16 protein-coding genes are annotated in these 19,059 nt (G+C 69.6%); 8 read left to right on the top strand and 8 right to left on the bottom strand.

The features are described 5' to 3' along the window. The first annotated feature begins 56 nt into the window (after positions 1-56). The gene (locus B0F77_RS14930; protein WP_086663484.1) at positions 57-803 is read left to right on the top strand and encodes a GH12 family glycosyl hydrolase domain-containing protein; all 747 of its coding nucleotides are present in this window, start codon (positions 57-59) and stop codon (positions 801-803) included. A 60-nt stretch (positions 804-863) separates the two neighbouring features. Here B0F77_RS14930 and B0F77_RS14925 read toward each other — a convergent pair whose 3' ends face one another. Then, positions 864-2,015 carry a cellulose-binding domain-containing protein gene (locus tag B0F77_RS14925; RefSeq protein WP_086663483.1) on the bottom strand — a complete coding sequence of 384 codons (1,152 nt, stop codon included), beginning with the start codon at positions 2,013-2,015 and terminating at the stop codon, positions 864-866. Between the two features lie 18 nt (positions 2,016-2,033). Beyond that, on the bottom strand, positions 2,034-5,675 hold the full coding sequence (locus B0F77_RS14920; RefSeq protein WP_086663540.1) for a glycoside hydrolase family 3 C-terminal domain-containing protein: 3,642 nt from the start codon (positions 5,673-5,675) through the stop codon (positions 2,034-2,036). Between the two features lie 171 nt (positions 5,676-5,846). Here B0F77_RS14920 and B0F77_RS14915 point away from each other — a divergent pair, with 171 nt between their 5' ends. Both B0F77_RS14915 and B0F77_RS47095 read left to right on the top strand, forming a co-directional pair. Then, a complete protein-coding gene (locus B0F77_RS14915; RefSeq protein ID WP_086663482.1) occupies positions 5,847-7,058 on the top strand; it encodes an ROK family transcriptional regulator in 1,212 nt (403 codons plus the stop codon). 37 nt (positions 7,059-7,095) lie between these two features. After that, positions 7,096-7,560, top strand: coding sequence for a YdeI/OmpD-associated family protein (locus B0F77_RS47095; RefSeq protein ID WP_143466731.1), 465 nt, complete (start codon positions 7,096-7,098; stop codon positions 7,558-7,560). 10 nt (positions 7,561-7,570) lie between these two features. Here the strand turns inward: B0F77_RS47095 and B0F77_RS14905 are convergent, their stop codons facing one another. From B0F77_RS14905 to B0F77_RS14890, 4 genes are all read right to left on the bottom strand, one after another. Further along, the gene (locus B0F77_RS14905; protein WP_086663481.1) at positions 7,571-8,047 is read right to left on the bottom strand and encodes a tautomerase family protein; all 477 of its coding nucleotides are present in this window, start codon (positions 8,045-8,047) and stop codon (positions 7,571-7,573) included. After that, positions 8,044-9,177 carry an alcohol dehydrogenase catalytic domain-containing protein gene (locus tag B0F77_RS14900; protein WP_211293799.1) on the bottom strand — a complete coding sequence of 378 codons (1,134 nt, stop codon included), beginning with the start codon at positions 9,175-9,177 and terminating at the stop codon, positions 8,044-8,046. Before B0F77_RS14900 ends, B0F77_RS14905 begins: the two co-directional genes overlap by 4 nt. A 2-nt stretch (positions 9,178-9,179) precedes the next feature. Further along, entirely contained in the window at positions 9,180-10,202 is a 1,023-nt protein-coding gene (locus B0F77_RS14895; RefSeq protein WP_086663537.1) for a zinc-dependent alcohol dehydrogenase, read from the bottom strand. 127 nt (positions 10,203-10,329) lie between these two features. Further along, entirely contained in the window at positions 10,330-11,025 is a 696-nt protein-coding gene (locus B0F77_RS14890; protein WP_086663480.1) for an SDR family NAD(P)-dependent oxidoreductase, read from the bottom strand. 102 nt (positions 11,026-11,127) lie between these two features. On the opposite strand from B0F77_RS14890, the gene B0F77_RS14885 reads away from it, so the two are divergent. Continuing rightward, positions 11,128-11,991: a helix-turn-helix transcriptional regulator gene (locus B0F77_RS14885; RefSeq protein ID WP_086663479.1), complete on the top strand. Its 864-nt coding sequence runs from the start codon at positions 11,128-11,130 to the stop codon at positions 11,989-11,991. Between the two features lie 79 nt (positions 11,992-12,070). Continuing rightward, positions 12,071-12,733, top strand: coding sequence for a Type 1 glutamine amidotransferase-like domain-containing protein (locus B0F77_RS14880; RefSeq protein WP_086663478.1), 663 nt, complete (start codon positions 12,071-12,073; stop codon positions 12,731-12,733). 66 nt (positions 12,734-12,799) lie between these two features. On the opposite strand, the gene B0F77_RS14875 is transcribed toward B0F77_RS14880, so the two are convergent. Then, on the bottom strand, positions 12,800-14,125 hold the full coding sequence (locus B0F77_RS14875) for an MATE family efflux transporter (RefSeq protein WP_086663477.1): 1,326 nt from the start codon (positions 14,123-14,125) through the stop codon (positions 12,800-12,802). A gap of 237 nt (positions 14,126-14,362) precedes the next feature. Between B0F77_RS14875 and B0F77_RS14870 the strand changes: the two genes are divergently transcribed. Further along, complete coding sequence (locus B0F77_RS14870) at positions 14,363-15,799, top strand: carboxylesterase family protein (RefSeq protein WP_086663476.1); 1,437 nt, start codon at positions 14,363-14,365, stop codon at positions 15,797-15,799. Positions 15,800-15,810: 11 nt separating this feature from the next. Continuing rightward, positions 15,811-16,863, top strand: a complete 1,053-nt coding sequence (locus B0F77_RS14865) for an alcohol dehydrogenase catalytic domain-containing protein (protein ID WP_342746799.1) — start codon at positions 15,811-15,813, stop codon at positions 16,861-16,863. A gap of 264 nt (positions 16,864-17,127) precedes the next feature. On the opposite strand, the gene B0F77_RS14855 is transcribed toward B0F77_RS14865, so the two are convergent. Continuing rightward, complete coding sequence (locus B0F77_RS14855) at positions 17,128-17,751, bottom strand: TetR/AcrR family transcriptional regulator (RefSeq protein WP_086663475.1); 624 nt, start codon at positions 17,749-17,751, stop codon at positions 17,128-17,130. 124 nt (positions 17,752-17,875) lie between these two features. Here B0F77_RS14855 and B0F77_RS14850 point away from each other — a divergent pair, with 124 nt between their 5' ends. Further along, on the top strand, positions 17,876-18,868 hold the full coding sequence (locus B0F77_RS14850) for an aldo/keto reductase (RefSeq protein WP_086663474.1): 993 nt from the start codon (positions 17,876-17,878) through the stop codon (positions 18,866-18,868). Positions 18,869-19,059: the final 191 nt, after the last annotated feature.

Raw genomic sequence — 19,059 nt, 5'->3', positions numbered from 1 at the left:
GAATCGCCCTCGGAGGGTACTCTGGGAGCGCTCCCAGAACCTGCGAGAGGAGTCTCATGCGAAGGAACATCCGTGCCCTCAGTGCCGTGGGCGCGCTGGTCGCGAGCATCTTCGTCGCGACCTCGGGCTCGGCCCAGGCCGACACGACGATCTGCGACCAGTACGGGTCGACCACCATCCAGGGCCGCTACGTGGTCCAGAACAACCGGTGGGGCACGTCGGCCCAGCAGTGCATCAACGTCACGTCGACCGGCTTCCGCATTGCCACCCAACAGGGTTCCAGCCCGACCAACGGCGCCCCGGTGTCGTACCCGTCGGTCTTCCTCGGTTGCCACTACACCAACTGCTCCCCCGGCTCGACCCTGCCGATGCAGGTCAGCCGGATTCGCAACGCCAGTTCCTCGATCTCCTACCGGTACGCGGGCGGCACCTTCAACGCCTCGTACGACATCTGGCTCGACCCCACGCCGAAGACCAACGGCGTGAACCAGATGGAGATCATGATCTGGTTCAACCGCCAGGGGCCGATCCAGCCCATCGGCAGCGCCGTCGGCAACACCACGATCGGCGGCCGTTCCTGGCAGGTGTGGCGCGGCAGCAACGGATCCAACAACGTCATCTCCTACGTCGCGCCGTCGCCGATCAACTCCTGGTCGTTCAACGTGCTCGACTTCGTCAACGACGTGCGCGCCCGCGGGGCGATCACCAACTCCTGGTACCTCACCAGCATCCAGGCCGGATTCGAGCCGTGGAACGGCGGTGTCGGCCTGGCCGTGGACAACTTCTCGGCCACGGTGAACTGACCGAGTGCACAACGCCGGCCGGCACGATCAGGAACCTGATCGTGCCGGCCGTGCCGTGTCTCAGGAACACCCGATCCGCGACGACGCCAGCACGACGTCGTCGAACCACAGCGTGTCGTCGCCGCTGCCGTAACTTTCCCAGCCGAGCCGGAAATTGGTCAGCGCCGGCCGCCATCCGGCGCGGCGGAGCCACTGCGCGTCCACGTCCGGTGTGGACACTCCGTCCGCGCGCAGCCCCGCGACCTCGGTGCCGTTGACCCAGGTCCGCAGTTCCGAACCGGTGATCCCGAACTCCACACAGGTCCACTGGTTCACCGCCAGCGGGGTGCTCTGGGCGACCCCGGCCGGGCTCTGCTCCGGCAGCGTGGCGTCGTCGGACTCGCGGTTCCACTGCAGGGCGCGGTTCTGGCCGCCCATCCGCAGGTCCTTGCCGCCGTCAGCGGTGTCCTTCATGGCCAGGAAGGTCACGTGCGCCTCCGGCAGCGCGGTGGTGTGGCGGACGTAGAACCGCGTGTACTGACCTGTCGGCCTGGACGTCGCGAGGAACACGTGGTTGCAGTATCCGGCCCTGCCGTCGACCCGGATCGACCTGGTGCCGCTGCGCGCCGTCGCGCTGTCGACGGTCGCGGTGCCGGTTCCCTGGCAGTTCGGGAACATCAGCGACCAGTCCCCGGCCGGCGTCGTCCCGGTCTGGTTCTCGAAGCCGTCGCAGAACGCGCCACTCGGACAGCCAGGTGGCGGCAGTTGTGGTGTCGTCGTTGTCGTTGTCGGTGGTGTGGTTGTTGTCGTCGGTGGGTTGGTGTCGTTGCACCGCACACCGTTGAGGGTGAAGTCCGTTGGTGTGTCGTTGGTGCCCTGGAAGGTCGCCTGGAATCCGAACTGGACGGACGCGCCGGTCGCGATGGCGCGGTTGAACGTCTGGTTCCGCGCGGTCACGACCTTGCCGGACTGCGTGACGTCGGCGCTCCACCCGGAGGTGACGCGCTGGTCGCCGGCGAAGGTCCAGGTCAGCGTCCAGCCGTCCACAGGGGCGCCGTTGTTGGTCACCTTCACCTGTGCGACGAAACCGTTGCTCCACTGGTCGACCTGGTAGCCGACCACGCACGCGGGCGCGTCGACCGCGCGCCCGGTGACGGGGCTCGCGATGATCACCCCCGTCACCGCGGCCGCCACCGCGGCCATGATCAGGACACCGCTCGTGCTCCGGCGCATGTGCCTCTCCTGTCGTGGTCAGCCGATGGCGACGCTGAAGATGTGCATCGCCGCCTCGCCCTTGTTCGCCCCGTTGCTGATGTCCGGCAGAGTCAGGTACCGGACCGTCTTGCCCGCCTGCAGCGGAATCGGGGCGTAGTAGAGGCTCACCCGCTGGTTCAGCTGGCCGTTGCTGTTGTTGAGGTACGGCACCGTGGCGACGATGTCGCCGCCGATGGCCGCGTTGGCCCACCAGTCCGCGAAGGAGACGGTGTGGGACTCGGTGGTGCCGTCGGTGTAGGTCACCGTCGCGGTGCCCGACGGGCTGCCGTAGTCACCGGTGCCGATCAGGCCGAGTGTCCTGCCGGAGCCGGAGATCTCGATGATCTGGCCGCCGGCCACGCCACCGGCCACCACGTTGTCCTTGGTGCCGGGGGCCGAGCTCGGCCAGGTGAACGTCAGTCCGTTGTGGACGAACGTGGCACCGGAGGTGAGACTGGGCGTGGCGCCGGCCAGTGCCTGGGCGGAGAAGCTGGCGCCACCGCCGTCGAGGTTGCCGGGCGCGGTGTTGGTGTCGTCGGTGATGCCCACGTTGTCGAAGGCTGCTTCCAGCGACGGATACGGGGCGTGCGGCAGGATCAGCGTCGCCGAGTCGCTCGAGTTGCCACGGCCGTTGGCGGAGGTGAACGCCGCCTGGGCCGAGACGGCGAACTTGCCGGGCTGGGTCGTGGCGGGCGCGGTCACCTGCCAGGTCGTCCGCACGGTCTGACCGGGCTCGACGGTGGCGAACCTGGACGGTGTGGTGGCCTCGACGGTCCACCCGCTCGGCACGGTCAACGTCATGACGACGTCGCGCAACGGCCGGGCGTTCGCCGGGTTGGGCAACGTGGTGGTGGCGGTGAAGGCCGTGCCCGGTGACACCCGAGTGGGCGCGCTGAGCGAGAACGGCTGTTTGACCACGACCGGCGTCGTGCCGGTGACGCCGTCGACGGTGACGCTGATGGTCGCCACACCGGCCGCCACCGTGGTGACCTTGCCGGTCCGGCTGACCGTGGCCACCTTCTGGTCGCTGCTGCGGTAGGTGACGTGCGCCTTCGTCAAGTCGACGAACGACTCGTCGTTGTTGACCGCCTCCACAACCCGGTCCGCGATCACGTGCTCACCGGGACGCCCGGTGGTGTCGGCGATCCACGGGTTCTTGCCGGTCAGGTCGAGGGTCTGGCCAGGCGCGAACACCGTCTGCGTGGGCTGCACGGTGACGTATTGGACGCGCGGCTTGATCGTCCCGTGCACCGCCACCGGACGCGAGGTGACGACGTGCTCGGCGTCCGCGCCCACCCCGAACACGTACTGTCCGTTGTAGACGGTCTGCTTCTGCTTCTGCTGGTCCCAGAACGCCAGATCGCTGAGCCGCACCTGAATCGCGACGTGCTGCGTCTGACCGGGCTTCAGCACGGCGGTCTTCTGGAATCCGGCCAGTCGTTTGCGCGGCAGTTCCACGCCGGGCACGGTGAACGGCGTGGCCGCGTAGAGCTGGGCCACGGTGGCGCCCGGCACCGAGCCGGTGTTGGTGACGTCGGCGTGCACGGTCACGCGGCCGTCCGCGGTGGCCGTCCGCGCGTTCGTCGTCACGTGCGAGTAAGCGAACGTGGTGTAGCTGCCACCGAAACCGAACGGGTACGTGGGCGTGCCGGTGAAGTACTGGTACGTGCGGCCGAGACCACCGGTCTGAGCCGGCGTCAGCCCGTAGTTCTTCATGTTCGGCAGCTGCGTGTCGTCCTTGTACCAGGTGAAGTTCAGGTGCCCGCTCGGGTTCTGCCTGCCCAGCAACACGTCGGCGAGCGCGGTGCCCTGGCTTTGGCCGTTGTAGCCGCTGAACACGATGGCCGGGAAGTTCCCCCGCACGTCGTCGATGGTGACCGGGCCGTTCGCCTGGATCGCCAGTGCCGTCCGGCGGTTGCCGACAGCGTTGACCTGGTCGATCAACGAGCGGTAGGCGCTCGGCATGGCGATGGTGGTGCGGTCCTTGCCCTCGGTCGCGAGGTTCTGGTCGGTGCCGACGAACACGATCACCAGGTCGGCGGAGGAGATGGCGGCCAGGGTCTGCGCCGAGCAGTTCGCCGGGGTCGTCGCCGTCGTGGACGTGCCGCAGGCGTCGAAAGTGACGGTGGCGCCGGGGTTCGCGGCCTTGACCGCCGAGGTGATGCCCTGCACCGGGCTCACCTTCACCGACGGGTCACCGGAGTAGCCGCCGAGGGTGACGACGCCGGCCAGGTCGCCGACGATCACGACGTTGTTCAGCTTCGCCGGGTCGGCGGGCAGCAGCTTGCCGCTCGTGCCGGGGACGGTGTCGTTCTTCAGCAACACCAACGAGTTCGCCGCGATCTTGGCGGCCAGTGCCTGGTGCTCCGGGTGCTCGACCTCGTCCTTGGTGATCTTGGTGTACGGCACGCTTCCCGGCGGGTCGAACTCGCCGGTCCGCATGCGCGTGGTGAACACGTGCACCAGCGCGTTGTCGATGACGGCCTCGCTGAGCACGCCGGCGTTGATCGCCTCCTGGATGTTGGCGACCGTGGCTTCCGCGCCGGTGCAGTTGAGCTGGGTGCCCGCGCGCAACGCGTACGCCTGCCCGCCCGCGGCACCGGAGACCTTCGCCCCGGTCGCGGTGTTCGTCCAGACCGCCGTGCCGTTGACGGTGGCGGTGGTCCAGCCGGGCGGCGCCCAGTTGTGGCTGCCCGGCGCGTAGACGTCGCCGACGGCGCCGCAGTCGGACGTGCTGTAGCCGTTGAAGCCGTAGGTCCGTTGCGCCAGCGCGTTCGTCAGGTAGGTGTCGGCGGGCGCCGGGGTGCCGTTGACCGCGTTGTACGACGTCATGAGCCCGGAGACGCGTGCGTCCTCGATCAGGCTGCGGAACTGCGCGGTGTAGTAGTCGCGGATGTTCGCGTCGGTCGTGTCCGAGCTGTCCGCGTGCCGGTCGTTCTCCACGTCGTTGAGCGCGAAGTGTTTCGCCGTGGCCGCGACCTTCAGGTATCGCGACAAGGGCGATCCGGTGCGGGTCTGGCCCTGGTAGCCGTTGACGAACGCCCCTGCCATCCTGGCCACCAGGAGCGGGTCCTCGCCGAACGCCTCGTCGTTGCGGCCCCATCGGGGATCGCGGTCCATGTTCACGGTCGGCGCCCAGTAGGTCAGCGAACCGTAGTTCGCCTTGTCCGGGCCGATGTTGTTCTGCGCCACGCCCCACAGCGACTTGTCCAGCACACCGCGCGCCTCGTCGGAGATCGCCGTCGTCGCCTGGTACATCAGCTCGGGGTCCCACGACATGGAGCTCGCGAAGTTCGTCGGGAAGCTGGTGCCGCGCACGCCACCGCCGACGCCGCCGTCGTTCGTGTTCGCGCCGAGCAGGTTGAGCCCGTGCTGTCCTTCGCTCCAGTACGTGTACTGCTGCACGCCCAGCCGCGGGATGGCGGGCGCGCTGTTGGTGCGCAGCTGCAACACCTTCTCGCTCAACGTCATCCGCGACACCAGGTCGGCGGCCCGCTCGGCGAAGGAGTGCCGGGTGTCCAGGTAGACGGGTCGCTCACTCGCTGCCTGAGTGGGCACCGCGGGGACCACGAGTGCCGCGACCAGCGCCGCGGCTGTGGCTGCCCATCCGCACCGACGACCGTTGGGGACTGCGGACATGAGTACCTCCGACATCGCAGGTGGCTCTCGTCGTTTCGACGCTATTGGGCGCAGACAGCTAGCGCGGACCACAGAGTTCGCCTCTCTTGAGCGCTAAAACAAGGTCCATCCGGGTCTCGCGGCGGTCACTTAACGTCAAAGTCGGCCAAACTGTCCTGCTACCGTGGCCGGATGCCGCGCCCCGTGCCCGCTGTCCGGCCGACGCCCGATCCCCCGGTCAACCTGCGCAACCTGGGCAGGGTGCGAGTCCTCGAAGCGCTGGCGGAGACCCGGCGGCTGTCGCGGCCCGATCTCATGCGCCGGACCGGCCTCGCCCGCGCGACCGTCGGCTCGGTGATCGCCGACCTGATCCGGGCCGGCGTCGTGACCGACGAGGACGCGAACCGCGCGGACGGCCTGCGCACCGGCCGACCGGCACGCACGCTGTCGCTCAACCGGCACGCCGCCTACGCGCTGGGCGTGGACATCGGCCGTGATCACGTCCGGGTCGTGCTGTGCGACCTGTTCGGCGAGCCGGTGTGGGACCGCGACCTGCATCGGTTGGTGGACAACGACTCCGACGAAGTGCTCACCGAGACCGCGGAGCTGATCGCGGAGGCACGCCACGCCACCGGCATCCCGGCGGAGCGGATCCTGGGCGTCGGCATGGGCATCGCGTGCCCGATCGACCGGCACGGCACGTTGCTGGCCGAGGGCATCATGCCCGGCTGGATCGGCGTGCGCCCCACCGACGAACTGCGTGAGCGCACCGGGTTCGCGGTGCGGCTGGTCAACGACGCCAACGCCGCCGTGCTCGCCGAACACCGCCACGGCGTCGCGCAGCACTGCGGCGACGTCGTCTACATCAGACTGTCCACCGGCATCGGCGCGGGCGTCATCTCGGACGGCCGGCTGCTGCTCGGCGCGGGCGGCCTGGCAGGCGAACTGGGCCACGTCATCGTCGAACCGTCCGGCGCGATCTGCCGCTGCGGCAACCGGGGCTGCCTGGAAACCGTCGCCAGCCCGGCCGCGATAGCGAAGCTGCTGTCCACGGGCACCGCCGAACCCGCCTCGACCGCCGAGCTGATCCATTTGGTGCGCGCAGGCGACCGAGGCGCGATCCGCGCGATGGAGGACGCCGGCGACGCGGTCGGTCGCGCGCTGGCCCAGGCGGTCACGATCGTCAACCCCGAGCTGGTCGTCATCGGCGGCGAACTGGCCGCGGCCGGCGACGCCCTGGTCACGCCCATCCGCCGGGCGGTGCAGCGCAACGCCATGAGCTGGCACACCAGCGACCTGCGCGTCGTGCCGGGCGCGCTGGGTGACAGCGCGGGGGTGCGTGGTGCGGCCGCACTCGTGCTGGCCGACGCGCCCGAACGGCTGGCCGTCCTGGTCGCCGGTTGACCTCCGGCCGGACCTCCACGCCGTTACGATCGCTGCCATGACGGCACGCCGTTTCACCGGCACGGCGCGCGCGGAGGACCGTGGCCGCGTGGTGGTGCCCGTTCCGTTCGACCCCGACCAGGTCTGGGGCGTCAAGTCCCGGCACCACGTCACCGGCACGATCAACGGGGTGCGCTTCCGCGGTGTCATCGAGGCGTCCGACCGCCAGATCGTCTTCACCCACGCCTGGTTGCGCGACAACAACCTGGCACCCGGCGACCACGCCGAGATCGAACTGTCCCCGGAAGGCCCGCAACGCGCCGACCTCGCCGACGACATAGCGGCCGCGCTCGACGCCGAGCCGGCGGCCGCCGCGTTCTTCGACTCCCTCGCCCAGTTCTACCGCCGCGCCTACCTGCGCTGGATCGACGGCACCAGCCGTCGCCCGGAACTGCGCGCGGCCCGGATCGCCGAAGTGGTCGGCCTCCTCGCGGCCGGAATCAAACAACGCCCCAAGGCCTGACCCGACCCGGTCACACCTCCATGGCCGCGCGGATCATCTCGGCCTTCTCCTCGGTGAACACACCACTTCCGAGAAGGGAGAGGACGGACAGGACGCCACCGCTCGCACCCCAGCTGCCCTCGTCGATGACCCGGAAGTTGACCCACCAGCCCGGTGCCGGCCGGTCGAGCCCGCAGGCGTCGGCCATCGCGGCGAGCACGCGCTCGATGACCTGGGCGCGGACGTCCTGGCGCCAGTCCGCGTCCATGACCGCCACGTCGATGACCATGACGTCGAGTTCCGGCCCGGCGTCGGCCAGCAGCCTGCCGCCGATGGCCATCATGTCCGGCTCGCGTTCCACGAAGTGCACCTGGAAACCGGCTCGTGCGGCCGGCGCGAACTGACCGATCTCCGGCACGAGCACCGCGTCGGTCAGCGCCTCGGCGAGGACGCGGCGCTGTTCCCGGCTCAGCCGGTCCGTCGTGGTGTTCACGGTGATGACGGTCATGTTCTGTCTCCTGGTGTCGGGGTGAGGGGGTCACGGCGGAGGACGACCTTGGTGGTCCTGGCGGCGTAGGCGGCCGGCGCGTCGTCCCACGATGCGTCCAGGGTGGTGACGCGTTCGGCGGGGAAACCGGTGCGGTGGACGAAATCCAGCAGTTCGGGCAGCACGGCGCGACTGTGGGAGACGCCGACGCGCAGCGTCGCGTCGGTGGCGTACATGTGCATCAGCGGCACGCGGGTGCCGGTGGCCAGGTAGTAGCCGACGGCGGTGCACACTCCGCCGGGAGCGAGGGCGCGCAGCGCACGCCGAAGCCCGGCGGGGCGCGAGGTGGCTTCCACGACCACGTCGTAGCTGCTGGGCCTGCGATCTGCCGGGTGTGCCCTGGCACCGAAGGACTCGGCGATCGAGCGCCGTCCGGAGTCGTCGTCGAGGTAGTCCACAGTGGACGCACCGTGCGCGGCGGCGAGTGCGGCCGCGTAGAGACCGATGCTCCTGGCACCGCCGCCGAGGACGAGCACCGACCCGCCTTCCCTGGCCGCCAGTGGCAGAACGACCGCACGCCAGGCGTCGGCGAGGTTGTCGCTGGCCGCGGCGACCCGTTCGACAGGCACACCGGACGGGACCGGCACGAGCATGTGCTCCGCGAACGGAACGCGGAGGGCGTCGGTGATCATGCCGCCCCACGGGCCGCTCGCCGGCCCGAACCCGTAGGCGGCAAGGACTCCGGCACCGGCGGTGGTGGAGCACTTGGCTGTCAGGCCGCGTCGGCAGGAGGGGCACGTGCCGCAGGACACCGCCCACGGCACGATCACCCGCTGGCCGACCCGCAGCCGGGTCACCTGCGGCCCGAGCTCCACGATCTCGGCGACGCATTCGTGGCCGATCGGGAACGGCCCGCGAAACGGGACGTCGCCGCAGATGCCGCCGACCACCGGGTCGACCAGGCCCAGCGCCATCCCCGCCTGCAGTGCCCGGGACACCGGCCGGTGGATCGGCAGGGTGTCGCCGTCACAGCGGCCAGCGACGAACGGGCGCACGATCGCATCACCGGGATCGACGAGTGACGGCTGGGGACGTTCGTGCCAGGCCAGCCGGCCGCTTCGTTCGAACCGCAGCTCACGCACCACGGACACGCCTACCGGACCCCGGCCGGCAGGTCACGGACGAAGACCGGTTTCAGGTGCCGTTCCGGCAGCGCGTCGGGCAGTTGCTCCCAGCCGAACACGTCCGACACGACCCGCCGCGGGTTCACCCGCCCGGACTGGGCGAGGTCGAGCGCCGCGGGCAGGTGCGCGCGTACGTTGTCCCTGGCGATGCGCATGGTCACCCCGGTGAGGTACATCTCCAGCAACGGCAGCTCGCCGGGGCGGAAATGGTTGCCGGCGCTTTCGCAGAAGCCTTCCGGGACCAGTGACCGCAGGGCGATGGTGAGCTGGTCGACCCGGCCAGTGGACTCGATCGCCAGGTCGAAGCCGTGGTGGACCGGCTCGATCGCCTCGGCGGTGCGGACACCGTAGGTCTCGGCGATCGCCCGGTGGGCGGGATCCGGGTCGACGTAGAGCACGTCGGCCGCGCCGAGCGCGCGGGCGATGTCGCACACGTAGAGGCCGATGCTGCCCCTGGCGATGACGAGCACCCGTGCTCCGGGCCGGGTCGTGAGGTGCGGCGCGACCAGCCGCCACGCCAGGGACCAGTTGTCGCTGGCCGAGGCCATGGCGATCGGGTCCAGCCCGGCCGGCAGCGGCACCAGCATCGCGTCGGCCCACGGAACCCGGACCAGATCGGAGAACAGCCCACCCCAGCCACCCCCGATCGGCGCGCCGAACATCGCTATGTGCGGCACCGACGTGCAGTGCGTCGGCAGTCCCGCGCGGCACCGTTCGCAGTCCCCGCACGAGATCGCCCACGGCACGACGACCAGATCGCCCGGCGCCACGTGGCTGATCGCATCGCCGACCTCGACGACCCTGGCGACGCACTCGTGCCCGATGGCGAACGGCGGTGCGATCGGGCCGTGCCCGGCCAGGATCGCCGAGTCGACGTCGCACGAGGTCGCCGCGACCGGCGCCACGATCGCGTCACGGTCCGACCGCAGGGCCGGGTCCGGCACCTCCCGCCATTCGACGACGCGCCGGGCGACGTACGTCAGCTCACGCATCGGCACCTCCAGGTCCACTCCGGTTATAACGGTCGTTATAACCGGCGCCGACGGTACGCTATGACGAGTGTTATAAACAGGGAGGGGTTCGCTCGAAAGCCTGCTCGCGGATCTACGCGATCGTGGATCACCAGGCCACCACGCCGTGCCGGTCGCGGAAGGTCCCGGTCGGGCCGTCCGCCCCGATGGTGGCGAGCTCGACGATCGCGTCGGTTCCCTCGGTCACCGTCTGCGGGCCGCTGTGCCCGTTGAAGTCGGTCGCGGTGTAGCCGGGGTCGGCCGCGTTCACCTTCACGTCCGCCAGCGCCTTCGCGTACTGCGTCGTCAGCATGGTCACCGCCGCCTTCGACGCGGTGTAGAGCGGCGCGAGGTGCTTCGACTCGACGCGTTCGGCGTCGTGGGTCGCCGCGAACGACCCCATGCCGCTCGACACGTTGACGATGACCGGGGTCGCGGACTTGCGCAGCAGCGGCAGGAACGCGTGCGTCACCCGGACGATCCCCACCACGTTGACCTCGAAGACCGCACTGGCGTCAGCGGCCGTGATCTGGTCGGCGGAGTGATTGGGGCCGGGGACGCCCGCGTTGTTGATGAGGACGTCGATGGCCCCTTCGCGCGCCGCGACGTCGGCGGCGGCCGCGGCCACCGACGCGTCGTCAGTCACATCGATCTGGACGAAACGGGCGCCAAGTGCGGCGGCGGCTGCCTGGCCGCGCTCCGGATCGCGAGCACCGACGAGAACCGTGTGTCCGGCCTCGATCAGCCGGCGGGCGGTTTCGAACCCGAGGGACTTGTTGGCTCCGGTGATGAACGTTGTCGTCATGCGATCACTTTCGATCGCCGCTGGGATCAGAACCAGTGCCCTCCGCGACGGTGGGACCGCCAGTACCAGGAAGAACAACTGCCCAGCGGACACAATGTCCAGGTGGAGGAAACCCTGGGAACGGCGTTGCGCCGCTGGCGTGACCGGCTGTCCCCTGTCGACATCGGCCGGACCGCGCGCCCCGGACGACGTGCGACGGGACTGCGACGTGAGGAACTGGCCGAGCTCGCGGGGCTCTCGGTCGACTACGTGGTGCGGCTGGAGCAGGGGCGTGCCACGAGCCCGTCGGCGCAGGTCGTCGCAAGCCTGGCCAGGGCACTGCAACTGCAGCCCCTGGAGCGCGACTACGCCTACCGGCTGGCCGGGCTCCTGCCGCCGCCGGACGGAACGATCTCCACGCACGTCCCGGCGGGAGTTCAGCGGATGCTGGCCCGCCTCGGCGAGTTCCCGGTGGGCGTGTTCAGCGCCGACTGGACGTTGCTGTCCTGGACTCCTCCCTGGGCAGCGCTGCTGGGCGACCCCAGCGCACACACGCACGTCGAGCGGAACCTGGTGCGCGCGGTCTTCACCACAGGCCACAGAGGACTCGCGGCCTGGCCCGTGCTCGCTGACGGCGACGTCCTGAAGCCCGCCCTGGTCGCCGACCTGCGCACGGCTCTCGTCGACTACCCCCACGACCGCGGTCTGGTCAGCCTCCTCGCGGAACTGCGCTCCACCAGCGCGGAGTTCACCCGGCTGTGGGACGAGGGCACGGTCGGCCCGCACGTGTCGGCGCGCAAGATCATCAAACACCCCCAGGTCGGCGAGGTGACCTGCGACTGCGACGTGCTCACCGTCCCGGGGTGCGACATCCGCCTGGTGGTCTACACCGTCGCCGCAGGCTCCGCGGACGCGGACAAACTGGACTTCCTCCGCGTCACCAACGGCACCTCACCCCCAGCACCCGGCCTGTTCTCCACGCCGTGACGGACGCGCGATGAGTTTCAGCGCCGTCTGTGGTCTTCCCAGGACACATCCACGTTCCGCGCAAGATTGGGAGGCACCGGTGAAGCTCCTGCTCACCTCAGGCGGCGTCACGAACCCGAGCATCCACTCGGCCCTCGTGCAGCTTCTCGGCAAGCCGATCTCCGAGTGCCACGCCCTCTGCGTACCGACAGCCCAGTGGGGCCACCCGATGTGCGGTCCGGCATCGGTGCGGGGATTCGTGGCCGCCGAGTCCAAGTGGCGGCATTTCTCCGGACTGGGCTGGGCATCGCTCGGCGTCCTCGAGCTCACCGCGCTGCCCACCATCGGCGCGCAGCGATGGGTTCCCTGGATCCAGGAGGCGGACGCGCTCCTGGTCGACGGCGGCGACGCGACGTACCTGTGCCATTGGCTGCGGGAGTCCGGGCTGGCGGCTCTACTGCCTTCGTTGCCCGACAAGGTCTGGGTGGGAGTGAGCGCCGGCAGCATGGTGATGACGCCCCGGATCGGAGAGCTCTTCGTCGAGTGGCCGTCCGCACCGGACGACCGCACCCTGGGAGTCGTCGACTTCTCGATCTTCCCGCACCTCAACGCCTTCCCCACGAACACCCCGGCCGACGCGGAGCGATGGGCCGCCGACCTCGGTGCCCCCGCGTACGCCATCGACGAACAGACGGCCATCAAGGTCGTCGACGGCTCCGTCGAGGTGATCTCCGAAGGGCAATGGACGAAGTTCGATGCATAGCTACCGCGGCGCTGAAAGAGGTCGGCCGGTGTTCTCTCACTCCAGCGCGGCCTGATCGGCATCGGTTCACACACCCACCGGGAGCAGGCGCGCGCTCTCCCTGCCGAACGCGAGCCCCTGGCCCGTCGCGACGAGCACGTTCGCGACCGCCAGCGCCACCCACAGGCCTGTCAGCCCCGCGTGCTCGGCGATCGGTACAGCCGCGAGGGCCAGCGTGCCGTAGCACACGGCGAACACCACGAAGCTCGGCGTCGAGCGCTTCAGGCCGGTGAGGCCGAAGCCCAGGATCGCCTGCAGCCCGTCGCCGAGGATCACCAGCACCACCAGTGCGAGCAAGGCGGTGACCGCGCTCGCCACCGCCTGATCTGACGTGAACAACGGCACCACCAAGGTCCGAAGCACCACGATGACCGCACAGATGACCGACAGCGTCGTCATCGCGGTCAGCAGGCCGGCGAAAACCCCTCGCCGCACGCCGCGCGGATCGTTCCGGCTCGCCCGCACGCTGACGATCGGCACGGCCGCCTGCCCGATCGCCACCGCGGCGGTGAACGTCAGGCTCACCAGTGCCGTCGCGATGTTGTGGACGGCGGCGGCGGTCGTGCTCACCCGCGCCGCGGCGAACGCGAGCACACCGAGAACGCCGAACTTGACCAGGACCGTGCCAGCCATCGGGATGCCCACCCTGGCAAGAGTCATCACCTGTCCGAAGTGGACTCGGGTGTCGATCATCTCGGCGATCTTGACACCGAGCTGGCGGCGCAGCCCGTACAGCGTCAGGGCGCTGCTGACGAGATTCGAGGTGAGCAAGGCGATTCCCGCACCGTTGAGGCCCATGCCCGCCACGGTCACCAGCAAGGGGGACAACACCGCGGTGCACACGGCACCGAGCAGCCCGGCGTGCAGCACGACCTCGCTGCGCCCGAGACTGACCAGGCTGGACGTCGCCATCGACCCGAACCCGTTGAGCAGCACGCATCCTGCCATCAACAGGGGGAACGGGCCGAGCTGCGCGACGGTCGTCTCCGGCACCCCGGTGGCGTTCGCGAGCAGCGGCACGCAAGCCACAGCAGCCGCGCCGAGCACACCCACCAACACCGCGAGCCAGGTGCCGTCGCGCACGACGCGCAGCAACCCGGACGGGTTGTCCTTCTGTGCGGCGACGAACGGCATCACTCCGCGAACGGCCCCGGACACCGCTGCCATCGCTGGGAAGTAGACCGCCACGGTGACCGCGAACCCGGCCAGCGAGGCGGTGCCGAACCGTCCCAGCGCCGCCGTGTTGACGAGTGCGCTCAACGACACCGCGATCATCGAGAGATACAACGGCAAGGCGACCTGAACGATCTCTTTGACGTCCGGCCAACGACCGGCTCCCGCGTCACTCGTCATAAGACCCTTTCCGGCCGGCACAAAGGCCTGCTCGACGACCCGACTCTTGTCCGGCTGCACCCGCGGTTGGTCAAGCTATCGCTTGGCGAGCAGAGAAGTGTCACCTGGCGACCACCAGATGACCGGTTCCCGCAGAGCGATTCGTCGAATCCCGGGAAATGATGGGAAAGCGTCATCGTGAGCAACCAGTCGCCGACACGCTGCGCGAACACCTGAACCGCACCGGAAGGACACGTCATGACCGCCACCGCACCCACGGCCCCGACCACCCCAGGGGTGCGGTCCTGGTGGGGCATTCCGTATGCCACCGCCGAGCGGTACCGCCGTCCCGTGGTCGCGGGCTTCGATCCGTACCGTCGCTACGACCGCAAGGGCGTCGTCTCCATCCAGCCCGACACCGGCGACTGGCTCGAGGCGGACAGCGGGATGGGCGAGGACTGCCTGAACCTGAACGTGTGGGCTCCCGAGCAGCCGGCGGGGAAGGCGCTTCCGGTGGCCGTGTACGTCCACGGCGGCGGATTCGAGTTCGGCGCGAACACGCAGATCACCTCGAACGCCGCCGGTCTCGCCGCGACGGGCCGCGTCGTGGGCGTGTCGGTCAACTACCGGCTCGGCGCACTGGGTGCGGTCTCGCTCTCGCAGTACGGCGGGCGGCTCGCCGAGGCCAGCAACCTCTTCCTGCAGGACGTCATCGCCGCGCTCACCTGGGTCAAGCACAACATCGCCCACTTCGGTGGCGACCCCGGCAACGTCACGGTCTATGGCCACAGCGGCGGCGCCTACACCACTTTCGGGTTGCTCGGCGCCTCCTCCGCCGACGGCCTGTACCGGCGCCTGGCCGGGTTCTCCGGCGGGCCCGCTCGTATCGTCCCGGCCTGGTGGGCGGAGGAGCTCGCGCACCGGTTCGTCACCGAACTCGGCGTCGCGGACAACCCCGACAAGCTGATCGACCTCGACACCGCCTCCCTGGTGGCCGCCCTGCGCAAGGTCTGTCCGACGGACCTCGGAGTCCGCGGCGGGGTCGACAACCAGGCCACCGGTGTCGTCCTGGACACCGGACAGCCCGGCGCAGTGGTGCACGCCCACCCCATGGACGTCCTCGCCTCGGGCGCACGCAGTGATGTCGACGTGCTGCTGAGCATGGCCAGCGACGACATGGGCTGGTGGGTGGCGAACGACCTCGACCGCTTCGACCCGCACACGCTCGACCGCGTCACCGACGAGGTCACGGGATGGCGCATTCCCCGCTCCCGCGCGAAGAAGATCGTCGACACCTACGACCAGGACGGCCGCACCCCGGCCGAGGTCCGCGCCGCGGTCATGGCGGACTACCTCTTCGCGCTCCCGGCGGCCCGCGGTGCCCTGGCCCACGCCGCCGCGGGCGGCAACGCTCACCTCCTGATGATCGGGCCCGCCGAGGGAGCGCCCGCCGTGCACGGCACCGAGATGTACGCCCTGGTCGGCCAGGAACAGCCGGGCCGCAGCCCGGAACAGGCCGAGCGGGACACGAGTGTCCGCGACATCGTGCTCGACTTCGTCACCGGCGAGCAGACCCGTCTGTGGCCCGCCGTCACCGACCGGCCCACCTCGGGAAGCGTCGGCAACCCGCCCTTCGAGGCCGACGCCCACTACCAGGCGGCCCTCGACCTCTGGGCGAACATCGACCGCCCCTGACGGTTGCCGAGATGCGGAACATCGCAGAGAACGAACAGAGCGAGGAGTTCGGCATGAGCCACTCGACAACCGCACGGGCGACGATGCGGGCCGTCGTCGTCACCCGGCCCGGCGGCCTGGACGCACTGGAGATCCAGGACGTGCCGGTGCCGGTGCGCAAGCCCGGCTGGGTGCGGATCAAGGTGAAGGCGTTCGGCGTCAACGAGTCCGAGGTCACCACTCGCAAGGGTGAGTCGGATGCGGAGGTCACCTACCCGCGCGTGCCCGGTATCGAGGGCGTCGGTGTGGTCGACGAGGCCGACGAGGACAGCGGGCTGCGGCCGGGACAGCAGGTGGCCACGATGATGGGCGGCATGGGCCGCTCGTACGACGGCGCCTACGCCCAGTACGTGACCGTCCCCGCGGAGCAGGTCATCCCGTTCGAGACCACCCTGCCGTGGGACGTCGTCGGTGCGCTGCCGGAGATGTTCCAGACCGCCTGTGGATCGCTGACCACCGGCCTGGACCTCAAGGCCGGGCAGACGCTGCTGATCCGCGGCGGCACTTCCACGGTCGGGCTGAGCGCGGCCACGATCGCGAAGGACCTCGGAGCCACCGTGCTGTCCACCACCCGCAGCCAGGAGAGGGCCGGGGACCTGCGGGCCGCGGGCGTCGACCATCCCCTCGTCGACAACGGCACCATCGCCGACCAGGTGAGGGAGTTGGTGCCGGACGGTGTCGACGCCGTACTGGAGCTGGTGGGCTGCTCGGTCCTCGCCGACACCCTTCGCACCGTCCGCCGGCACGGCACGGTCTGCTTCACCGGAGCCCTGGCGGGACAGTGGACGATCCGCGATTTCTCCCCGTTCATGATCCCCTTCGGGGTGCGGCTGACGTCCTACGGCGGTCAGGCCGCGGACCTGCCGGCCGACGTCTTCGCCCACCAGCTCCAGGCCATCTCCGCGGGGCGTCTCAACGTCCCGGTCGCGAAGGTCTACCGAGGCCTGGAGCAGGTCCGTGACGCCCAGGCCGACGTCGAGTCCGGCACCACACCGGGCAAGCACGTCGTCGTCCTGGACGACTGAGACCGGGGCAACTACGCCGAGGAGGTCAGCTACTTCGACCCGGTCCTCAAGGAACTGGTCGTGGGACGTGACAAGGTCATCGCACACATCGTGCGCAGTGAGCACCTCAGCCCGCGGTGCGCCCGACTACATCCAGCACAACCCGCTGGCACCGGACGGCGCCGAGTACGACGTCAAATGCAGGATGGGCCCATTGGCGAGCGGCAAGGGCGGTCGGCGCCGTACGGGGGATGTTCGGGCAGGGCTGCCGCAGGTCGGGGGACCTCAGCGCGATCGAGGGAAAAGCCGCTCGACAGCGGTCACCACTGCGGCACGGCGGGCGGCGGTGGTGGGGTCCACGGCGTGTGCGGCGGCGGCCTCGCTGAGTTCGGGTTGTGACGCCCAGGTCATGGCGATCTGGTTCACCAGGGCGAGGACGTCGGCCGGGTCCCAGGCGGGGTCGAGTTGTCCAGCCTGTTGCACTTGGCGGAGCTGGTCGATTTTGCGGGCGATCACTGCCTGGGCGGGATCGTCGGCAACGGCTGTGGTGCCCGGCAGTTCGAGGCGGCCCCAGGTGATCAGGCGGTGGTGGTCTGGACGGGCGACGAAGTAGTCGAACAGACGGCCCGCGTAGCCAGGGAGGTCGGACGGGTCCATCTGGGTGGCCTCGGCGATGACGACGTACTCCCGTGCGGCGACGTCGGCATAGAGCGCATCTTTGCTGCGGAAGTAGGCGTAGACGCGTTCTTTGCTGGTCTTGGCGAGTTTGGCGATGCGGTCCACACGGGCGCCGGCGATGCCGTGGCGGGCGAACTCCTCCATGGCAGCGGTAAGAATGCGCTCGCGCGTGGTGTCGCCGGCGGCGGCTGTGGGCGCTGCGGTCTGGCCGGAGTCGCGGGACTGGTGCATGGCCCCAGGATAGAGCGCCGAACCGTTTGGTTTGGCAGCTGGGCGATTGTCGCATAGAGTCAAACTGAACAGTTCGGTTTGGCCTCTGCGGGTGAAGCCGGCGAACCACTCAGGGAGTGAACTCATGCAGCACCGCAATCTGGGTTCTCAGGGTCTGCGCGTCTCGGCGCTCGGTCTGGGGACCATGGGCATGTCCATGGCTTACGGCGCCTCGAACGACGACGAGGGCATCGCGACCATCCGCCGCGCCCACGAACTCGGGATCGACTTCTTCGACACCGCCGAGCTGTACGGCGCCGGTACCGGCAGCAACGAGATCCTCCTGGGCAAGGCAGTCAAAGACTTCCGCGACGAGGTGGTCCTCGCCACCAAGTTCGGCTTCGACATGACCGCCCCGGCGATCAGCCCCGCCTTCGACAGTCGCCCGGAAAACATTCGCAAGGTCGCCGAGAACAGCCTGCGCTACCTGCAGAGCGACCACATCGACCTCTTCTACCAGCACATCTCCGACCCCGACATTCCGGTCGAGGAGGTCGCCGGCGTGGTCGGCGACCTGATCACCCAAGGCAAGGTGAAGTACTTCGGCCTGAGCAACGTCGGCCCCCAGTACATCCGCCGCGCCCACGCCGTCACCCCGGTCTCCGTGCTCCAGTACGAGTACTCGCTCTTCGAGCGGGAGGTCGAGGAGAAGATCCTTCCCGTCCTGCGGGAACTCGGCATCGGCCTGGTGCCCTACTCTCCGCTCGGCCGCGGCTTCCTCACCGGCCAGGTCAAGCCCGCCGGCGAGTACGCCGCGGACGACATGCGCAGCTGGGACGAACGTTGGCAGGGCGAGAACTACACCTACAACCTGCACGCCACCGAACAGCTCAAGAATCTGGCCGACACCAAAGGCATCACCACCGCCCAACTCGCGCTGGCCTGGCTGCTCGCCCAGGGCGAGGACATCGCGCCCATTCCCGGCACCCGCAGCACCAAGCGTATCGAGGAGAACGCCGGCGCCACCGACGTCCAGCTGTCCGCCACCGATCTGGCCCGCATCACGGAGATCCTTCCCGACGGCTCGGCAGGCAGCCGCCTCCCGGCTGCGGTCCTGTCCAGCTTCACCACGGACTGACCGCGCCGGCACCCGCGCGTGCGAGGCTGGGCCTGTCGGTCAAAGGCGGCACGCGGGGCTATGGCGATCACCGCCGTGTTCTGTGCGGCGAGAGTCGGTAGGCCGAGTTCAAGGAGATGCGTTGTCAGCCGTTGCGACTTCGCGTCGCTGCTTCCGCTGACGCTGTACGACGGCACGGTCGACGTCACCAT

This window comes from Lentzea kentuckyensis (assembly GCF_002150765.1).
GTDB classification, from domain to species: Bacteria; Actinomycetota; Actinomycetes; order Mycobacteriales; family Pseudonocardiaceae; genus Lentzea; species Lentzea kentuckyensis.
This window is presented reverse-complemented; position numbering and strand designations above follow the sequence as displayed.

What these genes read in the sequence shown, in the direction of transcription:
- B0F77_RS14930 (WP_086663484.1), top strand. Translation starts at nt 57, where the DNA reads ATGCGAAGGAACATCCGTGCCCTCAGTGCCGTGGGCGCGCTGGTCGCG.
- B0F77_RS14925 (WP_086663483.1), bottom strand. Translation starts at nt 2,015, where the DNA reads ATGCGCCGGAGCACGAGCGGTGTCCTGATCATGGCCGCGGTGGCGGCC.
- B0F77_RS14920 (WP_086663540.1), bottom strand. Translation starts at nt 5,675, where the DNA reads ATGTCCGCAGTCCCCAACGGTCGTCGGTGCGGATGGGCAGCCACAGCC.
- B0F77_RS14915 (WP_086663482.1), top strand. Translation starts at nt 5,847, where the DNA reads ATGCCGCGCCCCGTGCCCGCTGTCCGGCCGACGCCCGATCCCCCGGTC.
- B0F77_RS47095 (WP_143466731.1), top strand. Translation starts at nt 7,096, where the DNA reads ATGACGGCACGCCGTTTCACCGGCACGGCGCGCGCGGAGGACCGTGGC.
- B0F77_RS14905 (WP_086663481.1), bottom strand. Translation starts at nt 8,047, where the DNA reads ATGACCGTCATCACCGTGAACACCACGACGGACCGGCTGAGCCGGGAA.
- B0F77_RS14895 (WP_086663537.1), bottom strand. Translation starts at nt 10,202, where the DNA reads ATGCGTGAGCTGACGTACGTCGCCCGGCGCGTCGTCGAATGGCGGGAG.
- B0F77_RS14890 (WP_086663480.1), bottom strand. Translation starts at nt 11,025, where the DNA reads ATGACGACAACGTTCATCACCGGAGCCAACAAGTCCCTCGGGTTCGAA.
- B0F77_RS14875 (WP_086663477.1), bottom strand. Translation starts at nt 14,125, where the DNA reads ATGACGAGTGACGCGGGAGCCGGTCGTTGGCCGGACGTCAAAGAGATC.
- B0F77_RS14870 (WP_086663476.1), top strand. Translation starts at nt 14,363, where the DNA reads ATGACCGCCACCGCACCCACGGCCCCGACCACCCCAGGGGTGCGGTCC.
- B0F77_RS14865 (WP_342746799.1), top strand. Translation starts at nt 15,811, where the DNA reads ATGCGGAACATCGCAGAGAACGAACAGAGCGAGGAGTTCGGCATGAGC.
- B0F77_RS14855 (WP_086663475.1), bottom strand. Translation starts at nt 17,751, where the DNA reads ATGCACCAGTCCCGCGACTCCGGCCAGACCGCAGCGCCCACAGCCGCC.
- B0F77_RS14850 (WP_086663474.1), top strand. Translation starts at nt 17,876, where the DNA reads ATGCAGCACCGCAATCTGGGTTCTCAGGGTCTGCGCGTCTCGGCGCTC.